This is a genomic window from Collinsella tanakaei (assembly GCF_016902615.1).
Lineage (GTDB): Bacteria > Actinomycetota > Coriobacteriia > Coriobacteriales > Coriobacteriaceae > Collinsella > Collinsella tanakaei_A.
Genome location: NZ_JACJMB010000034.1, coordinates 1 through 20,125, shown reverse-complemented (window position 1 = coordinate 20,125; position 20,125 = coordinate 1). Strand labels below are relative to the sequence as shown.

The following is a 20,125-nucleotide window of genomic DNA, read 5'->3' as shown; positions in this document are numbered from 1 at the left end:
GTCGGGATCAGGGGTGTCGGGGGTGTCGGGGGTGTCGGGCACCGTGTCGCCCCAGACGAGCACGAAGGGCGAGAAGCCGTCGGTCGTGAACCTGACTCCGTAGTCGGTGTTCTCGACCTCGATCACCTCGGTTTCGGCTTCGGCGATCGCCGAAGCAATATTCCCGTTCAGGATCTCGCGGTCGAGGCCCTTGAAGTGTACGAGGTGGAACTCGGTGTTCTTGTCGGTATCCTTGGGGTAGCGCCAGTAGACGGTAGTGTCCTCGCTAGCGCGCAGCCAAGCGTTGCCGTTGTTCGCGTCGACGAGGTCGAGGTACTTCGCCTCGTAGCCGTCGACGGAGAGGTTCTCGCCGAGCTTCTCCTCGATGGCGTCAACCGCCTCGCTGCTGAGCTGCTCGTCGTAGTTCTGGGCGCCATCGGTGTTGCCGCTGGTCACGACGTCGTCGAACAGCAGCGAGGGCGCGGCGGAGTCAGTCACGTCGACATCGCTGCCGTTGATGAAGAACTTCGCGGTGTCGGAGTGGACGGCGTGCGCGCTATCGGGGTTGGCCTCAACGGCCGCTGCGAGCTGATCTTCGGTGACGACGCTGGTCACGACGTTCCCCTGCTGGCCGGTGACGTAGCGGATGGTGAGAATGCCGGTCAGAAGCTTCATGCCGCTGTAGAACTTGTCGCCGGTGGCGTTGTCGAAGCCGTCCGTGTCGACCTCGAAGACGACCTGGTCCGTGGCGACGAGCTGATTGTAGAGCTGCATGGTGTACTGCTCGTACAGCGCTCCGCTGGCATTCGGCTCGAACGTGTCGTTGGTGAAGGTCGTTCCGTCCTCAGAGGTGAACTGGAGGCGTACGGGGATGGCCTCCTGCTCGCCGACGGGCTCGGGGACGATGCGGTAGATGTACTTATCATGGGCGCCGGAGTAGGTGTTTCCGTACTTCTCGAGCTTCCAGTTGAGCTGGACGGGCTCGCCGTCGACTGTGTAGCCGTTGGTGTAGATCCTCATGTACTTCGAGAGGTCAGCCGTCTCGCTATCGGTGTCCGTCACGCCGGCGTCCTTGAGGGCTTCGTTGATCTCCGTGGGGAGGTAGAAGTAGAAGCCCGGCTCGGGCAGGGAGTTGCTCTCGGTGTAGGTACCGTCGTCGATATCGTCGATGACGCCCTCGTAGCCTTCGGCGCCTCCCATGTAGACGGTAATGTCGGCAGGCTTGACCTCGACGATGCCAGTCTCCTTCTGCCAGCCGGCGTAGACGACGGTCCAGTTGTCGGTGAGTGCGATCGTGAAGTCGAAGGGGGTCTTGCAGTCCTCGTCGGCGTACCAGCCGGTGAAGATCAACTTCTCGCCGGATTCACTCCTCTCGAGGACCGGGGTGGCGACGGGCTCGGAGGCGGTGCCGTTGTACTCGATGGCGGTCTGGTCATCGGGCATGCCGGTGACATCTTCCGCGGTGTAGCCCGCGGGGAGGTTCTCGTCGAAGGTTACGCCGACGAGGGGTGCGTAGACGTAAGTGTGCTCGCAGTTGAAGCTCTCGGGATGCTCGGTCGTGTGATCGACGTAGCCGGAGCAGGCATCGGTGCACTCGTAGCGCTTGACGCCGTAGGTGGCAGGGGCCGCCTGTTCGGTGATCTCGCCGTTCTCCCAGTCGTACTTGTGGTGCGAGAGCTGGGCGGTGGTGAGGGTGTCGATCTTGGCGGTGTCCCCGCCGATGATGTAGTTGCGGTCCGCGGTGAAGGTTTCGCCGGTCTCATCGTCAGTGATCTGGCTGCCAACCTTCTGGTCTTCGAAGAGGTCCGCGTCGTTGTCGCTCTTGTTGCTCTCGGCGTTGCCGCGGGCGTAGTCCGACTCCATGAACGGGTTCAAGAAGAGCGTGTGGGCGTCGCCATCGGGGTCCAGCGCGAGGTCGTCCTTGGAGAGCACGGCCTCCGTGTTGTTCTTGAGGCTGTCGGCAGCGTTCGAGTTCAGATCGTAGGCGACGACGGTGGTTCCCTCTTTGACGTCCACGGCTCCCTTCCTGCCGACGCCGCCGAGCCAAGGAGACCCGGGCTGGGCGTCGGAGGAGCCGCCCTCGACGGTTAGCTTGTGGCCGTTCAGCCACAGATCGCCAGCCGTGTAGGAGAGCAGTAGCTCGCCGTTGCAGCGAAGGTCCACGGTGCAGTTGGTCAGCTTTGAGTCTGTCGACTGGATGTAGACGCCGGCGTAGCCGTTGTGCATGACCTCGAGCTTCGAGTTGGTCATCTCGAAGCCGATGCAGGACAGGCCGTGGCCGCCCCTGTTGCCATTTATCTGGAGCGTCGAGTTTTCCACGTACCACATGCCGGAGTTGCAGGCGTTGCCGAGGTTGTCGTTAACCTTGATCTCGGAACCGTTCGTCACGTGGATGTTGACGTTGTTGATGGCGAAGCCGCCGGCGTGGTTGTCATGGAAGTCGATGGTCGAGTTGTCGACGTAGATCGCATCGTAGCCGGTTCTGTTGTCGCCGGAGTAGAAGCAGTTGATGTTTCCGCTGCCGGTCGTGGTGGAGCCGGTGGCGGACATAGTCGTCTTGTTCTGGAGCTTGAGGACCGCGCCGGCGTACATGGCGTAGCTCCAGCCGTTCTTGTTGTCCACGGTCGAGATGGTGCAGCCGTCGAAGGTCGCGACGCTCTCGGGGTTCTTCTCGTCGTCACCAAGGGGGCCGTAGAAGCCCAGGAACTGCCCGTTGTAGCCTTCCGCCTTCAGGGTGCAGCCGTAGAGGTCGATCATGCCGTTGTAGAAGTAGATCGCGGCGTCGTAGCCCGCGGTCGTCGATCTGGATGCGCCCTCCTCGGTGATGAAGGTGCAGTTATGGAACTCGACGTTTCCGCCGACCCAGAGCTTGGCCACGGCCTCACCGTTGTTGTAGGCGACCGAGTTGCCATTCTCGTCCGTCTGAGTGCCGGACAACTTTACGGTCTCACCGCTAAGATTGAACGCGCAGTCCGTGAAGACGATGGGGCTGCCCTCCGAGGCGTGCTGGCCGCTGATCATCAGGGCCTTGCCCTCGTCGATGTCGAAGACCTCGCCGGTCGCCCCCGAGCTGATGACGTTCACCCCCTGCTCGAGCGCGCGAGCGGTGGTGGCTTGGGTGCCGCTACCGTCAGATTCCGTTTCGGTCCCGCCGGCGGCACCAGTACCCGCATCACCCTTCGCAGGGGCTTCTAGTACGTTAAAGCCCTGAGGGGAGGGGGTCTGTGCAATTTCCGCCGCAGCGAGGACCGGGGTCGCCAGGGCGCAGCTCACCGCTACCGCCAAGGCGACAGTCCATGTTCTCCCAACCCGAAGCATGGCCCTTCCTCTCTCTTCAAGCGTTTTTCGCATGGCGCGATTCCGACCTGCACCATGCATACGTGTGTACAGTACCACCAATTCTGCACAAAAATGCCACGGGGAATGAAACTTAGTGTCGTGCGGTAGCAAATTTAAAGGCACCGGCAGCAACCCACCTTGTGACGCGCCCGCATCCTGAGTTCCGAGGCTCGGGGTGCGGGCGCGTTTCCTCTTTCGTCCTTTCTCCTTCGCGCGCCCGGCGCCCCGGCCTCTCGCCTAGATGAAAGGGGGATGCGCATGGACGGCGCGGACGAGGTCAGAACGACGGAACAGGCCGGTGCTGGCGAGGACGCCGGCGGCGGCGCGCCGGGCGGCGCGGAGATCGAGGCTGTAGTGAGTTTCCCCTTATCTGGGGTGGTACGAATTGCGGTACGAATAAACCCGCTCGGAGCGTTTCACGCCGTTGCGAAGTGTTATTCGGACTTCAATACGACACCTATAACTACCTGCGAGAATGTTGCATTCTGTTACCCACTGTTCCGAACTGGGGTGCGTCTCCTAATTAGCTCGCAGCTAATGAAACCGAGTCGCCAACCTTCTATCCTCAAGGCGCATCAGGTCCTTGAGGAAGGAGAATTGGGATGAAGAGTGCACAGGGAGCCTCCCGCATCGCGCGCTGCGCGGGCGTCACGGGCGTCGCCGTCGCCGTCGCGCTGTCGATGGGCGTTCTGGTCGGCTGCGGAAGCGACGAGCCCGCTGCTGACACCGGTTCCGCCGCGCCCATTCAGCAGGCCACGCAGCAGGAGGAGAAGCCCGTCGAGTCCGACTACGCGGTGAGCATCGACGGCTGCACCGTGACCACCGATTATCAGGGTGCCCCCGCGGTGGTCATCGACTACACGTTTACGAACAACTCGGATGAGGACAAGGCGTTTGCCTGGGCGTGCTCCCCGAAGGCGTTCCAGAACGGCGTGCAGCTCGAGACCGCCATCGTGTCGGAGGACCTGGGCAACGGCTATACCGCCGAAGTCAAGCCCGGTGCCACGACGCAGGCGCGCGTCGCCTATGCCCTTTCCGACCAAAGCGATGTCACCGTCGAGGTGACCGAGCTCATCTCGCTCGATGATGCGGTGCTCGCCGAGGCGACGTTCGCGGTTGCGTAAAAAATCCGACCGGAACGACTTCTCACGAGCAAGGTTCTTGGTATAGGCTAGGGCGGTACGGCGTCGTGCATTCCGGTCCGTGCAATATATGGTCGGGGCGCGGAACGGCGGCGGCGCCGTGCGCCTTGCGGCAGATAGGGGTGCGCCCATGACTGAACGCTTGACCGAAGAGGTGCTGCACGAGCTGCTCGAGGCGCCCGATCTCGATTCGTTCGTCTCCAATCACGAGTTTCCCGCCCGCTCGCTATCCGAGTACCTCCAGCATCTGCTCGAAAAGAAGCATCTCGAGCGCGCCCGCGTGGTGCGCATGGCAGATCTAAACGAGACGTTCGGCTACCAGATCTTCACCGGCGCGCGCAACCCGAGCCGAAACAAGGTGCTCCAGATCGCCTTCGCTATGGCGCTGACGTTGCGCGAGACGAATCGCGCCCTCACGGCGGCGGGCGTCTCGGCCCTCACCTGCAAAAGCCGTCGCGACGCCATCATCATCTTCTGCATCGACCACGGCTGCTCGCTCCAGAAGGTGAACGAGGAGCTGTTCCGCCTGGGTGAGGAGACCATCTGCTGAGCCGCGCCGCGCCGCCGGCGTCGGTGTCCGCGCGCGCTGGTACACTTGGCAGCTATGGATGATATGCATGCAACAGGTCGCGATCTCGAGGTGAGCCTCGATGAGTTTCTCTCCGCACATGAGCGTGCGGAGAGCTGGCGTGTGGAGCGCGTGCTCAAGAGCTCGGCGTTCGAGACGACCGAGCTCGTGTGGTTCGACGGCGCAACGGGCGGGTCGCTGGGGCCGTTCGTGCGCAAGCGCATCAACTGCGCAGCCGGTGTGGGTTCCGCCTATGAGGAGCTTTTCGAAGCCCAGCGGGGCCGCATCGTGCTGTCCTGCGTGCCGCGCATCGTCGAATGCGTCCGCGCGGGCGACGAGCTGACGGTCGTGATGGAGTTCATCGACGGCGTGACGTTTGCGGATATGGTTGTCCGGCAGGGGGCGTCCGCGCGTCTTGCGGCGGAGGTCATGCCGAGGGTATGCGATGCGGTGGCCGAGCTCCACGAGCGTCTGCCTCGCCCGCTCATCCATCGGGATCTGACGCCGTCGAACATCATCGTGCGCGGCGGCATGCCCATCATCATCGATTTCGGCATCGCGCGCGCCTGGCGCGTCGGCGCGCAGGCCGATACGGCGCATTTCGGAACGCGTGCCTACGCGCCGCCCGAGCAGTACGGCTTCGGGCAGACCGATGAGCGAAGCGATGTCTACGCGCTCGGCAAGCTGCTGTTCTTCTGCCTGACGGGCGACGAGCCCGCGGTCGCTCTGGATGCGCATGCCCTTTCCGGACATGCTGTTCCGGAGCCGTACGCGGATATCATCGAGCGTGCCGCCGCGTTCGACCCGGCGGCACGGTATGCGAGCGCACGCGATATGGCATGCGCGATTCGTACCGCCTCGTCCACCTCAGCGGGCGCGACCGGCGCGCCTGCGGGGTTGCAGGACGGGCGCACGTATCACGCGCAGCTCTCAACACCTATGGGCGCGTCGTTCGAGTCGGCGGCCGCGGCCCTCGTGTCATCGTCGGCTGCGCGGATGGTGCCCGCGGCGTCCTCGATGAGCTCGCCGGCCGGGCCGGCGAGCGCGGTATCCGGGGCGCCGGTGGCGCCTATTGATGCCGCATCGCGCGCATCGGGACATCCGAGCACGGCGGGCGTCGCGCAGGTGTCCGCCGGCAGGCGCTCGGCTGCGAGTCGCATCGTCGCATATCTGGCGCAGCGCGTGCCGAATGGGCTCGGGCGCGTATGGAACGCGCTCGTGATCGCGTTCTATGCGCTGCTGTGCGTCGCGTGCCTGGGTGCGGTGCTGTATCCGAATGAACACGATAGCGCGTATCCCCTGTGGTTTTTGGCGTTCGAGTACGGGGCGTTTGCGATCGCGGTGTTCGGCCCCATCGCATATACGCTGCTCGACAAGAGGCGTCTGTTTGCTCGCCATCCCCGCCTGGGGCGCACATCGCTTTCGCGCCAGCTGCTCTATTGCGCGGGTGTTGTCGTCGTCACGATTCTGGGCGTGACGATCATCGGGTCCGTTGCCGGGCTTCTGTAGCACCTGCCGAACGGGGCACGCGTAGCGCTTTTCCGCATGCAGTGCGCAAGGCAGGTTTGACCGAGCGCCCTCGGAACGTTCTACGTGAAAGAACGCACCGAGGGCGCTCGGTCAAAGCGGGTAAGGCTGTACTCCGACGTGCGAGGACCGTCCAGTCTGGCGTTGCGTGCGACGGGAAAGCGTATGCCCGCCATACGTGAACGGCGCGCAGAAGGCGGCCACGGGGGAGTGCGCCGCCCTTGCGTCGTCGGCAGAAAAAAGCGCCCCGAGGCTGTCGATCGGGGCGCGAAGGGAAAGCACAGGTTAGATCAGGTTCATCTGGGATGCGACCTTGTTGTACCAGTCCTGCCAGGTCGGCGGGCAGTAGCGCTGCGCGCCCTCAGGGGTGAGCGTCGGGCCGTAGTTCGCGGCGAGGAAGGCGACGTGGGTGCTGATGGACTCCTCCCAGCTCGAGAACTGGCGGCTCGTCATCCAGCCCCACGCGTTGTAGTCGCGGAAGCAATAGGCGCCCTTCGTGCTCTCCGTGCAGGCGATAGCGGGGGAGAAGCGGGGGTCGAGGCCGTTGTCCCAGGCGGCCTGGGCGAAGACGGCGCCATAGCCGGCAAGCGGGCTGCCGTCGAGATAGGCATCGATGCGCGCCGTCCAGGTGGCGACGAAGTCGGCCTCTGAGAGGTTCCAGTCAACTGCGCCACCGGCAACGGATGCCTGCACGGTCTGGCCTGCCTGGTTGGCGGTGTTGCTGGTGTTGCCGGCGTCGGCACCCTCGCCGGTGGCGGCAGCGGACTCGCCGGAAAGCGCGGCCATCTGGGCGGCAGCCGCCGCCTCGGCCTCCGCCTGGGCCTCGCTGCGCACGCGCTGGGCCTCGGCGAGCGCGTCGGCTGCTTTCTGGCGCTCGGCGTCCGCCTGGGTTTTCGCCTCGGTCAGCTCGGCCTTCTTCTCCTGAAGCTCGGCCTCCATGTCGTTCAGGCGCTCGATCTCGGCGGTGTTCGCCTCCTCGATGGTATCCATGTAGGCGAGCGTCGAGATGGCGTCATCGAGCGAGGTGATGCCGAGCACGGCGCTCAGAAACGAGTTCGTGCTCTTCTGGTACTTGTACTGGGCGCGCATGGCCTCGGCGGCGCGCTGGCGCTGGGCGGGCAGCTGGGCCTCGATCTCGGCGATGTCAGCCGTGTTCTGGTCGATGAGGGCCTGAAGGTCGGCGACGTTGTCCTCCGCCTCCTGGAGCGTCTGCGTTGCCTGCTCGACCTGCTGGCGGCTGGCGGCAAGACGTGCCTCGGAGGCGCTGGAGTCCGCGAAGGCCGCTGCGGGCGAGAGAGCCGGTGCGGCGGCGAACGCGACGGCGAGCGCGGCGCAGGTCAGCATGCGCGCCGGTCGCGAAGAGAACATGTGAATACGATTGAGGTTTCCCTGCATATCCGTCCCTTGGGGTACTGCTCTTTGAACGAGACAGATTATAGGACATCGTTCGACCTCAACTTGAACCTTAGACCTTCTTAAGGCTCAAGTTGAAGGTTCAGGATGGCTCTGAACAGGGAATCTCTCGATATGTCGAGAAACTTTGGAGTTTCAAGTTCACGTTGAGGGTTAGACCTGGACGGCCGGGTGCAAAATAATCGGGGCGGTTCGGCGTCTGCTGCCGAACCGCCCCGCTGTACGTGACGAGAGGATGCGTGTGCGCTAGGCGCGCCCGCCGTTCAAGAACCGGCGGCGGCTGAAATAGTTGTACCAGGTGACCATGAAGGTGGAGATGAGCTTCATGAGCTGGTAGCCGATGCTCAGGAAGGCGACGCCGACGTACATGAACAGGTCGGTGAGGCCGAGGCCGATGGCGGAGAGGACCGCGAAGATCGTGAACTCGCGTCCGCGGGACATGTCGGCGCGGCGGCTGAACACGTACTTGATGCTCAGGATGTAGTTCACCACGACCGAGGCGATAAACGAGCAGGTGGTGGCGAGAAAGACGTCGACATGGAGGTATTCGACCAGACCGATGAGCAGCGCATAGTCCACGGCGAGGGAAGCGAAACCCACGAGGGCGAACTTGGCGAACTGCCTCGTATCGGGTTTTTGCAGCACGTTGTGCACGTGAGCCTCCTCAGCACTGAAGTTCGGGCGCCAGGGCGCCCCTCAAGAGTTAGTTCACTGTACGCGTCGCGTAAGCAATTGGTAAGGGGGTGTGACGGGCGGCGCCCAAAGAGCAGACCGAGCACACATTTGAAGGGCACGCGAAGCCATGTGGGACCCGAGCGGGGCATGATAAGGGCGGTGCGGCCTAACGCTTCTCGCCGCCGCCCCCGTCGAGCAGCACCTTGCGGCTCACGAAGTTCCAGATCATGACGATTGCGGTGGCGAAGATCTTCACGATGCGGTAATCGATGCCGAGGTACTCGGTACCCGCCCACATGAGGGCGGTGTTGATACCGAGGCCGATGATGGAAAGCACGATGAAGATGACGAACTCGCGCTGGCGGCTCATGCCCTCGCGATGGCTGAACACGTAGCGCATGCTCGCGAGGTAGTTGAAGACGACGGAGATGCAAAACGAGATGACAGACGAGATGACCGGGGGGATCCCGAACAGCTCGGTCAGAAGGACCATGACGCCATAGTCGATCACGGTGGCGATGACGCCGACGATGCCGAACTTCATGATCTGAGCTATCAGGTTCCGCACGGTGTTGCGACCTCCTCGTTGGGGTGTGCGCCGGGGCGCTTCTTGCGGTGAGCCATTGTAGCAGGCCCCGAGGGCTCAGCGTCCCTTGGGGCCGGTTTCAGCGCGTCTTCATGGGCGACATCGGGCGTGGGTGGCATGCGTGCGCGCCCGGGCTGTGCGCCCTAATGGCGTGCGTGGCGCTCGGGGATGATGCCCGTGCGGTACGCCTCGAGCAGCTGGCGCAGGTCGTTGATCTGCTCGCGGATCTCGCGGCCGGTGTCGGTGTCGGACACCATGACGCGGCGCTTGGCCACGTCGATGAACGTCGTCTCGCTCTGGATGTCGGCGTTGCGGGTGAGGGCCTCCTCGACGCTCCTGAACGCCTCGTGGGCCTTCAGCCTCACGCCGCGCGAGCTCGCGATGAGGGTGTAGCCCGCGATGCCGGTCTTGGGGTGGTAGGCTTGGCAGAAGCCGCCGTCGATGACCACGAGGCGTCCCTCCGCGCGCAACGGCGACTCGCCTTGGATGGTCTTTACCGGCGTGTGCCCGTTGATGATGTGGCCGCAGCCCGGCACGAGCCCGAACTCGCGCATGATCGCGTCGCAGGCGGGCGCCTCGCGCGTGAGCGTGAAGTAGGGGTCCATCGGTTCCTCCCACGCGGCCTTGTCCTCGATGTAGGAGCGCTCGAAGGTCTTCACCACGCGGCCAGACATGGGCGAGCGATGCCCGACCCACAGGTACCACATCCAGTCCATGGCGTCTGCGTCGCGCGTGCGCCAGGCACGGCGCGCGACGTCGTCGCAGAAATCGAGGTAGGCCCGTCCGGCGCGCCAGGTGCCCAGGCAGTTCACGCTCGCGAACGTGCCGTCGGCGTTCATGGGCACGCAGCCGTGGAACAGCAGGTTGCCGTTGCGCACGAGGTAGACCGACCCATGGCGGTAGAGGAACTCGATGTGGCGCTGCAGGTGGTCGGCGTTGGTGAACTCGTAGACGAGCTTGTCGACGATGCGCTGCTCGGCATCCGTGAGCTCGAAGGGGTGCGCGGGGTCGAGGGTGGGGAAGTCGCGCGTCACGAGGTCGTAGGAGGTGCCGTCGATGGTGACCGTGCCGGCATCGAGGTCAATCTTGTCGAGCAGAAGACGGTCTTCCATGTCGAACTCGGGATGGCGCAAGATGATCTGCCCCTCGAGCTTGAAGAGCAGCACGTTGATGGCCTTCAAGAGCGGATTGATGCACTCGCCGTCCGTATAGGTGCTCTCCGCGAACGACACGAGCTGGCGCAGCGAGATGCCGTAGTCGTTCTCGAGGATCTCGTAGTTCTCGTAGCGCAGGTTGTTGCGCAGCACGGTGATGATGCAGGCCGGTACGCCCGCGGCGGCGCCCATCCACAAGACGTCGTGGTTGCCCCACTGGATATCGGTGCGCTGATGCGTGCAGCGCAGCAGCCGGTCCATGATCTTGGCCGCCCCGCCGCCGCGGTCGAAGATGTCGCCGACCAGATGGATGTGGTCGACCGCGAGCACCTTGATGAGCTCGGCGAGCGAGCAGATGAAGTCTTCGGTGGAGTCGGTCTCCAAGATGGAATCGATGATGCGCTCGTGATAGCGCACGCGGTAGTTGTTCTCGTCTGGGTGCGTGTGCAGCAGCTCATCGATGATGTAGGCGAAATCGTGCGGGATGGCCTTGCGGACCTTCGAGCGCGTGTAGCGGCTGGAGAGCCGGCGCGCGACGGTAATGAGGCGGTCGAGCATGGTCTTGTACCAGGTGGGGGAGTCCAGGCGCGCGCTGCGCACGAGCTCGATCTTCTCACGCGGGTAGTAGATGAGCGTGCACAGGTCGCCCTTTTCCTGCTCGGTGAGCGTGTCGCCGAAGTCCTCGTCCACGTGCTCGCGGATGACGCCGGAGCAGTTGTTGAGGATGTGCAGGAAGGCCTCGTACTCGCCATGCAGGTCGCTCATGAAGTGCTCGGTGCCCTTGGGCAGGTTGAGGATGGCCTGCAGGTTGATGATCTCGGAGAACACCGCGCGTTGGTCGCAGAACTGCTCGGATAGCAGCGTGAGGTACTTGAGGGTCTGCTCGGAGTAGTCGTTTGGAACCATTCGGGTCAACCTTTCCGGCGCCGTCCCCAAACCCCTGCGGCACCCTGTCGTGACGGTAACGGCATAAAGTATGGACCTATGTTGTCGTATCCGTGTGGAGGTGTCTGTTTCGGCAGTGTTTGCGGCGGCGAACGGTCGGTTGGCGCCCCCTGGGTGTCCTCTTTGGGGACGGGGTAGTTTGGGGACATCGGGGCGTCTGCAGACGCCCCGATGTCCCCAAACTACCCCGTCCCCAAAGAGGACACCGTCGGCAGCTTCTAGTCGAACTGGTTGCGGTAGGCCTCGCAGACCTCCTCGACGGGGCCGTCCATGCGCAGGTCGCCCTTCTCGATCCAGACGGCGCGCTGGCAGATGCGCTCGACCTGGGAGATGGAGTGGGACACGAACAGCACCGTGACGTTGCCGGACTCGATGAAGTGCTGGATGCGGCGCTCGCACTTCTGCTGGAAGAAGACGTCGCCCACCGAGAGGGTCTCGTCGACGATGAGGATGTCGGGCTCGGCGATGGTGGCGATGGCGAAGGCGATGCGCGCGACCATACCGCTGGAGAAGTTCTTGAGCGGCATGTCCATGAAGTCGTGGAGCTCGGCGAAGTCGATGATGCCCTGGAGGTTGTCGTCGATGAACTCCTTGGTGTAGCCGAGCAGCGCGCCGTTCAGGTAGATGTTCTCGCGGGCGGTGAGCTCCATGTCGAAGCCGGCGCCGAGTTCGATGAGCGGCGCGATGTTGCCGCGAACCGTGCAGGTGCCCTCGCTCGGCTCGAGCACGCCGGCGATGATCTTCAGCATGGTCGACTTGCCGGAGCCGTTCGTGCCCACGAGGCCCACGATCTCGCCGCGGCGCACCTTGAACGAGATGTGCTTGAGCGCCCTGAACTCCTTGAAGAACAGCTCATGGCGCATGATCTTGATGAAGTATTCTTTGAGGTTCGTCAGGGTCTCGGACGCCATATTGAAGATCATGGTGACGTCGTCGACCTCGATGGCGTAATCGGAGCCGTCCTGCTTCGTGTTGTCTGCCATGGGTGTTCCTTAGATATAGAGGATGAACTTGTGCTCGAGCTTGTGGAAGACGGCGTAGCCGATGGCGAACATGACGATCGCCCAGCCGGCGCAGATGGCGACGGTGATGGGTTCGGGGTTCGTCTGCCACAGGAAGATGCGGCGCATGAAGTTCACGTAGTTGTACATGGGGTTGCCGTACATGAGCACCTGTAGGACGGGGTGCATCATCTTGATGAAGTCATCCGTCCAGAAGATGGGCGTGAAGTAAGTCCACGCGGTGATGACGACGCTCCACAGATGCATGATGTCGCGGAAGAACACCGTGAGGGAGGACAGCAGCAGTCCGATGCCCATGCAGAACAGCATGAGGAACAGCAGGCCCACAGGAAGCCAGATAAGGTGCCAGGTGGGGACGATGCGGAACCACAGCATGACGATGGCGACGGCCACGAGCGAGAACCCGAAGTTCACGAGCGAGAAGAGGACCTTTTGGACCGGGAACACGAAACGGTGGACCTTGACCTTCTTGAGCAGCGAGGAGTTGTCGATGATCGACATGAGCGCCTGCGAGGTCGAGTCGGACATGACCGAGAACGTGACGTTACCGACGATAAGGTAGAGCGGGTAGAGCTCGGGTGAGACGCTGCCGTTTCTGCCCTGGGCGAAGATCGTGGAGAAGACGACGGCCATGACGACCATCATGAGCAGCGGGTTGAGGACGCTCCAGACGACGCCGAGGACGCTACGGCGGTACTTGCGCTTGAAGTCCCTCGATACGAGCTGCTTTAAGATGAAGGTGTCTTTTTGGAAGTCGCTCTTGGCGTGGGTTGCCTTGAGCGTCTGAAGGGTATCCGACACGGGCGAACTCCTCGTGCTTTTCGGTCTCTCATACGTCGAAGGTTCATGGTAGCACAGGGCGATATGGGGCACGGGATTTGCATGACCTGCACGCGATTGCCATGAGGGCGTCTTGCCGGCGTGTGGCAGAGCGACGGAGGTTCTATGACTATTTGAGCAGCTCCCACGGCTCGCATCCGAGGCCCTCGGCCACGCGGATCAGCGTGCTCAGCCGGATGTTGCGCGCACCCTTCTCGATACCGATCAGCACGGGCTTGCTGATTCCCGCCATAAGGCAGAAATCGCGTTGCGAGATGCCCGCGCGCTCGCGGGCGATGCGCACGTTCTCACCGAGTTTCTGTCGATACAAGGTCTCCATAGCGCTGAGTGTGGCGAAGCATGGCGGCAAGACGGTAAATCATAGTTAACCCTTGGCGGATTTTGGCTTTATTTCTTCCGACGAACGGTCTGTTTTGTCCGAAATCTGTCGATATGCGGCAGGCGTTTGACGACGAGCGCACGGGTGCCCGCTGGGGCGGGCTCGCGAACCCGCTTACCGCATATGGAGGTGTGCGCGGGACTTGAAGGACGCGCGTCCCGATCCCACCGGCACAGCGGGGTTGATTTCGTGGATGACGTTGGCGTTTTGCGGCCATGTTAATGAATCTGCGCTGAATGTGAGGTGTCCGCAGGCCTTCGGCCCATCATGGTACGATTCCGCGGATTGAGCTTGCTGTTCAAGCATGGTATGAGCAAAGGAGTGATATGACTCGATTCAACCGCATCGTGTCCGCGGTGCTTACAACTGTTATGTGCACGGCGACAATTCTCCAGCCTGCTTCCGTGTACGCTGAGGTGCTCGCTACCGAATCCGCCGAGCAGGGAGGGTATGTCTCTTACGTATCCTCCGATGAGCTTTCCTCCGCCGGCAAAGCCGCCTCGCCTGAGGACGCTGACGGAGCGACGACCGAGACGTCCGAGCCTGATGAAAGCGCGACGGAAGATGCCGCCACCGATGCCGAGATGCCCGGGACGTCCGATTCTGCTGCGCAGGGGGAGAGCTCCCCTGCAGCCACGACGGAAGGTGCGGACGCGGCGACTGAGATCACTGAGAACGACGCTTCTGCGACCAATTCTGGCACCACCGGAGCTGAAGCTGCCGAGGCCGAGGCTGAGGCCGATGCCGGTGAGCGCATCGAGAACTCCTGGCGCTATACGGAAGGCGAGTTGCGCGACGACCTTGAGGACGACGGCGTCTCGCTCATGGCGATGGGCGCTCTTCCCGAGGGTGCAACGGCACAGGGCATTGACGTCAGCGCCCACCAAGGTTTTATCGATTGGGATAAGGTTAAAGCTGCGGGTGTCGATTTCGCAATTCTGCGAGTTGGTTTTCAGAACACAAAGGGCTTCGAGTTCGACGCGCAATGGCACCGCAATGTCTCCGAGTGCGAGCGCCTGGGCATCCCCTACGGCGTCTACATCTACTCGTACGCGCGCACGAACATGGACGCGGACATCGAGGCGAACGGCGTCATCAGCGCGCTGCAGGGCCATCATCCCCAGCTCCCCGTGTATCTCGACATGGAGGACGACACGACGCTCGGTGCCGACTTCGCCTCGGTGGCGTCGACCTTCTGCAACAAGATCCAGCAGGCGGGCTACACGCCCGGTGTCTATGCCAGCCTTTCCTGGTGGCGCGAGCATCTGAGTGACCCCGTGTTCAACAACTGGAGCCGCTGGGTCGCCCAGTACTACACCAGCTGCACCTATGAGGGCGCCTATACCGCCTGGCAGTACACGAGCTCGGGGCGCGTCGACGGCATTGTCGGTCGCGCCGATGATTGGGACCCGAGCGTCGACATGAACTACTGGTACGGCACGTTGCCCGGCACTTCCGGCTACACCGGCTGGGTAGATGCCTCCGGTAATCCCTGCGAACCCGCGCAGGCCGCACATTGGCAGGACAACGGCATCACCGCTCAATCGAAGTTCTTCTACGACCCCACGACGAACGCCTGGTACTGGACCGAGGCCGACGGCTCCATCGCCAAGAACCATGACGCCTTCGTGCCGGTGAGCAACAACGTGGCCGGATACTCATGGGAGCACGCGTCGGCCGAGTGGCGCGCGGCGAACGGCAAGTGGGTGCGCTTGGGTGCGGACGGCAAGCTCGTGAAGGGCGAGAGTTACCACGACGGGAAGTGGTATCTGTTCGACGAGGTCACCGGTGCCATGCAGTATGGTTTCCGCCTCCTGGGCGATGGCAACGGCGGCACCAAGTGGGTCTTCTACGACTACATCACCGGCATCATGGCTCACGGGGAGCGCTATATCGACAGCAGCCACGGCGACGTGCCCGGCTGGGTCTTCTTCGATGAATACACCGGTGCGGTCGTATACGGCTGGAAGGAGATCTCAGATGGCAAGGGCGGCACGAAGTGGGTCTACTACGACACCATAACCGGTCGCATGGTGCACGGCACGCGCGTCATCGACGGCTATTCACGCACCTTCGATTCGATCACGGGCGCCTGCACGAAGGTCGGCTACCAGAATCCGGCCCAGTACTTTCAGGTCTCCAGCAAGAACGTAAGCCTGCCGACGGCAGCCGCCTCCACGCGCTTCAACTACGTATCGCCCTCCGCGATCGACGTTGATGCCGATCGAGACGCTTGCGTCGATGCCATGCTCAAGCGCGCCCGGGAGTATCTGGGAACCCCGTATGTGTGGAACTACGCGCTTGCGCCGGGCGTAGGCGTGGATTGCTCGGGTCTCGTCATGCAGTGCCTCTACGCTGTCGGCATGGACCTCGGTGACTACAACCCCTACAAGCACTGGACCGATCCCTTCCATGCGCACGACGCGAACAACATGGCAGCCGACGCCCGCTTCATGCATGTTGACTATGGCAGCCGCCAGCCCGGCGACCTGATTTTCTATCCCGGGCACGTTGCGATCTACATCGGAGACGACCGCATCATCGATGCGTACTCGCCCTCGACGGGCGTGCGCGTGGCGTCCATCAAGGACGGCGGCTCTACGATCAGCGGCGTCGGCCGCCCGATGGTCTAGGGTCGTGAAGGCTGGGCTTTGGAAGAGGGATCGATGGGAAAGCCGTCCCTCTGCATCGAGATTTCCTGTTTGTACGAACGGGAAGTGCCGCTCATTACGGCGCTGCAGTTCTAGCAGGAGCTCGAGCTGTTGCCGGAGCGGGGCTGCATCGCCAAGGAGGGCCGCATCCTGTTCGTGAACGAAGGCGACTCCGGTATCGCGTGCGAGATCATGGGGTCGCCGCCGAGAAGTGCCCCCGTCTTTCGCGGTATCTGCCCTTCGCGCAGCCGTGGCAACCAGAACGCCCTGCTTGCGGGCCTTGTGGAGTGTCGTTGCCCCCGCGATGCGAGCATCGGCATCGACTGCGACGGCCAGGTTGATATCGGTGCCATGGAGGAAATGCTCCGCGCGCATCTCGACGGCTGTGATGTCGTGTGCGGCGTGCGCCCGTCCGGCGCGAGGTGCCCGCTGGGGCCGGCGCGCGCGGCCGCTTGCCGCATGCGGCGGTGCGCGCGGGGGTCATTATGGCTACACTGGTGGTAAGGCTCCGGGGCGTGCGCCAGCGTTCGCGTCGCAACGGGGTTGGGGGTCGAAGGACGCGCGTCCCGTTCCCGCCGACACGGCGGCTCGGGTCGCACGGCGCCCGCAGGGCTTCGCGCCCCGGGGGATCGAGACGATATGCTCGACGGAAGGAGCGCATATGGTACGTAGTAATCACAGCGGTATGCTCGGTCGGGCGTCGCGCGCCTGCATGGCGTTCGCGGTCGCGGCCTGCATGGTCGCGGGGCCCGCGGCCCCGGCGTTTGCCGAGGAATATCCCGACATCCTGCTCGCGAGCTTCTTCAACAGCGAGACCGACCAGAGCGATACGCTCTACACCTCGGTCGACGGGCAGAATTTCCAGTCCATCGGCGTGGCCTATCAGGACGCCACCCCGAACGATTCCTCGGCGGCCTGGATTCCCAACACGCCGTACAACGTCAGCACGCTGCACGATCCGAGCATCATCTATCATGACGGCTGGTTCTACATGCTTTCCGGCTTCACGGATCACGCGAGCTGCCCCGGTAAGTTCATTCCGATGATCGGCTACTCCAAGGATCTCGTGAACTGGGCGTATCCCAACAGCGGCAGCGCGACCAATGTGGGGCTCTCGCAGAACCCGCCGACCTCGAATTCCGGCAACTTCGACATCGTGGCGCCGGAGTTCTTCCAGACGAGCTCGGGCGACGTCTACATCACGTTCAGCGCGGGTTACTACGGGGCCAATCACGGCCAGCCGCAAAACGACCAGATGTATCCCTACATCGTGAAGCTCGACCATCTGGCGCCGGGCACGCAGGCCCCCGAGTCGAATCCGGGCGCCGCTCCGAACGTGTCCTACGGCACCGCTGTGCCCATCAACCTTCCCGAGGGCAGCTCGAACCGCATCGACGGCTCCTTCTTCGAGGAGAACGGCACCTATTACTACATCATCAAGAACAACGGCATCACGAACGAGATCTGGAGCATCAACGACATGAGCCGCGTGAGCAACCCGTCCGCGTGGACGAAGGTCAACGGCAACGCGTTGACCGGATTCGAGGGCCCCTCGCTCGTGAAGTTCCAGGGTCAGTATTGGCTCTACACCGATAAGCTCGCCGACTATCCCGCCGGCGCCTCCGATGGCACGACCGGTGTCTTCGTCCAGCGCTCGGGCAGCCTCGCCTCGGGCTGGTGGGGCAACGACCGCATCTCCACGAAGAACCTGGACGGCCGCGACATCGCGAACCGCCACGGCACGGTGATCGCCATCACCGACCCGGCGGCGAAGGAAGTCGTCTGGAAGGCCCGCGAGCGCGCAGGGTATGTGTACGAGGCCGGTAAGAACGGCGTCGAGGTCCGCGACGTGAACGGCGTGACCGAGCACTACTTCTGGGAGAACGGCGTCATGGCCCAGTCCAAGGAGGCCTTCGTCGACGGCGCATGGCGCTGGTACGACTCCGACGGCACCATGGCCTTCTCCAAGGATGCCTACCTGCCCTCCAGCGGCGGCAAGTGGGTGCGCTACAACGAGCGCGGCGAGATGATCAAGGGTGAGGACTATCGCTACGGCGGATGGTATTACTTCGACCCGACGACCGGCGCGATGGCTAAGGGCTGGCGCACGCTGCCCGACGGCCGCCAGGTGTATTACGACCAGGTGACCGGCCAGATGCTGCACGGCTGGCACAACGTCGACGGTCAGAACATCTATTTCGACGAGGTGACCGGCGCGCGTCGCTAGCGCCGTGTGACAACAAGGCCGCTTGGATATCGGCGGCTTGACGTACGGGCGGACCGTCGCGCAACGCGGCGGTCCGCCCGTTTACTTGCACTCCGTTGTGCGCCGCGGAGGGTTTGCGGCTGGCAGCTGCTACGCATATTCGATATTAGGCTCCTCGGGCCGGGTGCACGGGGACGCTGCCGGGGCAGGTGTCGCCCAACAGGACTTTTTCAGCTTCAGGTATCTGAGTCCAGCTGGAATAGGGAACAGGGTGACCTAAAACCGGTAATACGTGGCAGCAACCTTGCGTAAAGCGACCGCTCGGCTCCCGTGACTATCAGGGAAGCACCGATTCAATCATTTTGCGCCGGGACCGTTGGGTGTGCGCTGCGTCGGCGCGGCCCCACGGCACCTTCTTTGTCCTTGCCCGTATCCGCCTTGCCTGCGCATCCGGACGGGTACCGTCAAGATTCTTACGCACTTTCGGACAGCCCTATATGCCCGCCTCCCGGTGCGCCTCCTCCAGCAGCGTCACGTCCAGGTAGCGGCGGGAGCCCCACTCGCTCTCGGCGACGTACTTGAGCCTCGCGGCCGCGAGCATGAGGGCGCTCCTGCCGTCGGGAAACGTCCCCACGACCCTGGTCCTGCGCCTGATCTTGCGGTTGAGCCGCTCGATGGCGTTGTTGGTGCGTATGCGCCGCCAGTGCTCGCGGGGGAAGCGCGTGTAGGTCAGGGTCTCGGCGAAGCCCTCGCGTACCACTTTGGCGGCCTCCCTGAGCCTCGAGGCCTCCAGCTCGGACGCGACCTCGAGCGCCTTGGCCTCGGCCGCCTCGCGCGACTCCACGGCGTGGATGGCCTTGAGCATGGCCGCGACCCTCGGCCGCTTGGACTTGGGCACCTTGGCCAGCACGTTGCGGTAGGAGTGGACCGTGCAGCGCTGGTAGGCGGCCTCCGGGAACACCTCGGCGATCGAGCCGACCATGCCGGCGGCCTTGTCGCCGGTGAACATCCTGACCCCGCGCAGGCCCCTCGACTTGAGCCGTGAGAGGAACTCCCGCCAGCACTCGGTCGACTCGGTGAAGCCCTCCGCGGCGCCGATGGCCTCGCGGCAGCCGTCGTCGTCGGCGCCTATGGCCACCATCACCGCCACGTTCTCGTAGGAGCCGCCCCGGCTTCTCTTCAGGTAGATCCCGTCGACGTAGACGTGGGGGTAGGCGCGCTCGAGGGGGCGGTTGCGCCACTCCTCGACGGACGCGAAGGCCTTCTCGTTGAGGTTCGAGACGGTGGAGGCCGAGACGCTCGATCCCCAGAGGATCTCGCCCGCGTCCTCGATGCGCCCGGCGGGGACCCCGGCGAGGTGCATCCCGGTCATCGCCTCCTCGACCGAGGTCTCGCGCCTGCGGTAGCGCTCGATGATCGCCGTGGCGAACCTCATGCCCTTGAGCTTGGGTGCGGACCGTGACCTCGCAGACGACGCGGTCAGGCTCCTGTCGTGGTGCCCGGCGCCGACGAGGTCGTCTGCCTCCTCCTCGAGAAGGCCGTTCAGGGTGTCCTCGACCGTCTTCCTCACGAGCTCGCGAAGGTCGGACTTGGATTGGCTACACTAGGTTGGACAGTTTCACGAGGGCCTATGGAAGGAGGCTCGATGGCCGATCCAAAGCACCCGAGGCATTTCACCGACGATTTCAAGAGGCAGATT

At 63.5% G+C, this 20,125-nt stretch carries 14 protein-coding genes and 1 pseudogene; 6 read left to right on the top strand and 9 right to left on the bottom strand.

The annotated features are described in order from the left end of the window. Positions 1-3,264: right-handed parallel beta-helix repeat-containing protein (locus H6A21_RS09290; protein ID WP_204562464.1), on the bottom strand; the 3,264-nt coding region annotated here is incomplete at its 3' end. 656 nt (positions 3,265-3,920) lie between these two features. Between H6A21_RS09290 and H6A21_RS09285 the strand changes: the two genes are divergently transcribed. The 3 genes from H6A21_RS09285 (at position 3,921) to H6A21_RS09275 (ending at position 6,537) form a co-directional block, all read left to right on the top strand. After that, positions 3,921-4,442, top strand: a complete 522-nt coding sequence (locus H6A21_RS09285) for a DUF5067 domain-containing protein (protein WP_204562463.1) — start codon at positions 3,921-3,923, stop codon at positions 4,440-4,442. A gap of 148 nt (positions 4,443-4,590) precedes the next feature. After that, complete coding sequence (locus tag H6A21_RS09280; protein ID WP_204562462.1) at positions 4,591-5,010, top strand: XRE family transcriptional regulator; 420 nt, start codon at positions 4,591-4,593, stop codon at positions 5,008-5,010. 63 nt (positions 5,011-5,073) lie between these two features. After that, a complete protein-coding gene (locus H6A21_RS09275; protein ID WP_204562461.1) occupies positions 5,074-6,537 on the top strand; it encodes a serine/threonine protein kinase in 1,464 nt (487 codons plus the stop codon). A gap of 303 nt (positions 6,538-6,840) precedes the next feature. On the opposite strand, the gene H6A21_RS09270 is transcribed toward H6A21_RS09275, so the two are convergent. The 7 genes from H6A21_RS09270 to H6A21_RS09240 all read right to left on the bottom strand — a co-directional run bounded on the left by H6A21_RS09270 (position 6,841) and on the right by H6A21_RS09240 (position 13,500). Continuing rightward, on the bottom strand, positions 6,841-7,950 hold the full coding sequence (locus H6A21_RS09270; RefSeq protein WP_239462783.1) for a coiled-coil domain-containing protein: 1,110 nt from the start codon (positions 7,948-7,950) through the stop codon (positions 6,841-6,843). A 264-nt stretch (positions 7,951-8,214) separates the two neighbouring features. Beyond that, positions 8,215-8,622, bottom strand: coding sequence for a GtrA family protein (locus H6A21_RS09265; protein WP_204562460.1), 408 nt, complete (start codon positions 8,620-8,622; stop codon positions 8,215-8,217). A 187-nt stretch (positions 8,623-8,809) separates the two neighbouring features. Beyond that, positions 8,810-9,211 (bottom strand): GtrA family protein, encoded by a 402-nt coding sequence (locus tag H6A21_RS09260; protein WP_204562459.1) that lies wholly within the window; start codon positions 9,209-9,211, stop codon positions 8,810-8,812. Between the two features lie 161 nt (positions 9,212-9,372). After that, complete coding sequence (locus H6A21_RS09255) at positions 9,373-11,289, bottom strand: fructose-1,6-bisphosphatase (RefSeq protein ID WP_204562458.1); 1,917 nt, start codon at positions 11,287-11,289, stop codon at positions 9,373-9,375. 257 nt (positions 11,290-11,546) lie between these two features. Continuing rightward, on the bottom strand, positions 11,547-12,311 hold the full coding sequence (locus H6A21_RS09250; RefSeq protein ID WP_204562457.1) for an ABC transporter ATP-binding protein: 765 nt from the start codon (positions 12,309-12,311) through the stop codon (positions 11,547-11,549). Between the two features lie 9 nt (positions 12,312-12,320). Next, positions 12,321-13,151, bottom strand: a complete 831-nt coding sequence (locus H6A21_RS09245) for an ABC transporter permease (protein ID WP_204562456.1) — start codon at positions 13,149-13,151, stop codon at positions 12,321-12,323. Between the two features lie 148 nt (positions 13,152-13,299). Next, positions 13,300-13,500: a helix-turn-helix domain-containing protein gene (locus tag H6A21_RS09240; protein ID WP_204562455.1), complete on the bottom strand. Its 201-nt coding sequence runs from the start codon at positions 13,498-13,500 to the stop codon at positions 13,300-13,302. A 395-nt stretch (positions 13,501-13,895) separates the two neighbouring features. Here H6A21_RS09240 and H6A21_RS09235 point away from each other — a divergent pair, with 395 nt between their 5' ends. From H6A21_RS09235 to H6A21_RS09225, 3 genes are all read left to right on the top strand, one after another. Further along, positions 13,896-16,202: a GH25 family lysozyme gene (locus tag H6A21_RS09235; protein WP_204562454.1), complete on the top strand. Its 2,307-nt coding sequence runs from the start codon at positions 13,896-13,898 to the stop codon at positions 16,200-16,202. 129 nt (positions 16,203-16,331) lie between these two features. After that, a complete protein-coding gene (locus tag H6A21_RS09230; protein ID WP_204562453.1) occupies positions 16,332-16,724 on the top strand; it encodes a hypothetical protein in 393 nt (130 codons plus the stop codon). 157 nt (positions 16,725-16,881) lie between these two features. Then, complete coding sequence (locus H6A21_RS09225) at positions 16,882-18,447, top strand: hypothetical protein (RefSeq protein ID WP_204562452.1); 1,566 nt, start codon at positions 16,882-16,884, stop codon at positions 18,445-18,447. A gap of 472 nt (positions 18,448-18,919) precedes the next feature. Here H6A21_RS09225 and H6A21_RS09220 read toward each other — a convergent pair. Continuing rightward, positions 18,920-20,017, bottom strand: a pseudogene (locus tag H6A21_RS09220) (IS256 family transposase); the annotation flags it as partial. Positions 20,018-20,125 lie beyond the last annotated feature (108 nt).

Coding starts and splice junctions, on each gene's coding strand:
- H6A21_RS09285 (WP_204562463.1), top strand. CDS start 3,921: ATGAAGAGTGCACAGGGAGCCTCCCGCATCGCGCGCTGCGCGGGCGTC.
- H6A21_RS09280 (WP_204562462.1), top strand. CDS start 4,591: ATGACTGAACGCTTGACCGAAGAGGTGCTGCACGAGCTGCTCGAGGCG.
- H6A21_RS09275 (WP_204562461.1), top strand. CDS start 5,074: ATGCATGCAACAGGTCGCGATCTCGAGGTGAGCCTCGATGAGTTTCTC.
- H6A21_RS09270 (WP_239462783.1), bottom strand. CDS start 7,950: ATGCAGGGAAACCTCAATCGTATTCACATGTTCTCTTCGCGACCGGCG.
- H6A21_RS09255 (WP_204562458.1), bottom strand. CDS start 11,289: ATGGTTCCAAACGACTACTCCGAGCAGACCCTCAAGTACCTCACGCTG.
- H6A21_RS09250 (WP_204562457.1), bottom strand. CDS start 12,311: ATGGCAGACAACACGAAGCAGGACGGCTCCGATTACGCCATCGAGGTC.
- H6A21_RS09235 (WP_204562454.1), top strand. CDS start 13,896: ATGACTCGATTCAACCGCATCGTGTCCGCGGTGCTTACAACTGTTATG.
- H6A21_RS09225 (WP_204562452.1), top strand. CDS start 16,882: ATGGTACGTAGTAATCACAGCGGTATGCTCGGTCGGGCGTCGCGCGCC.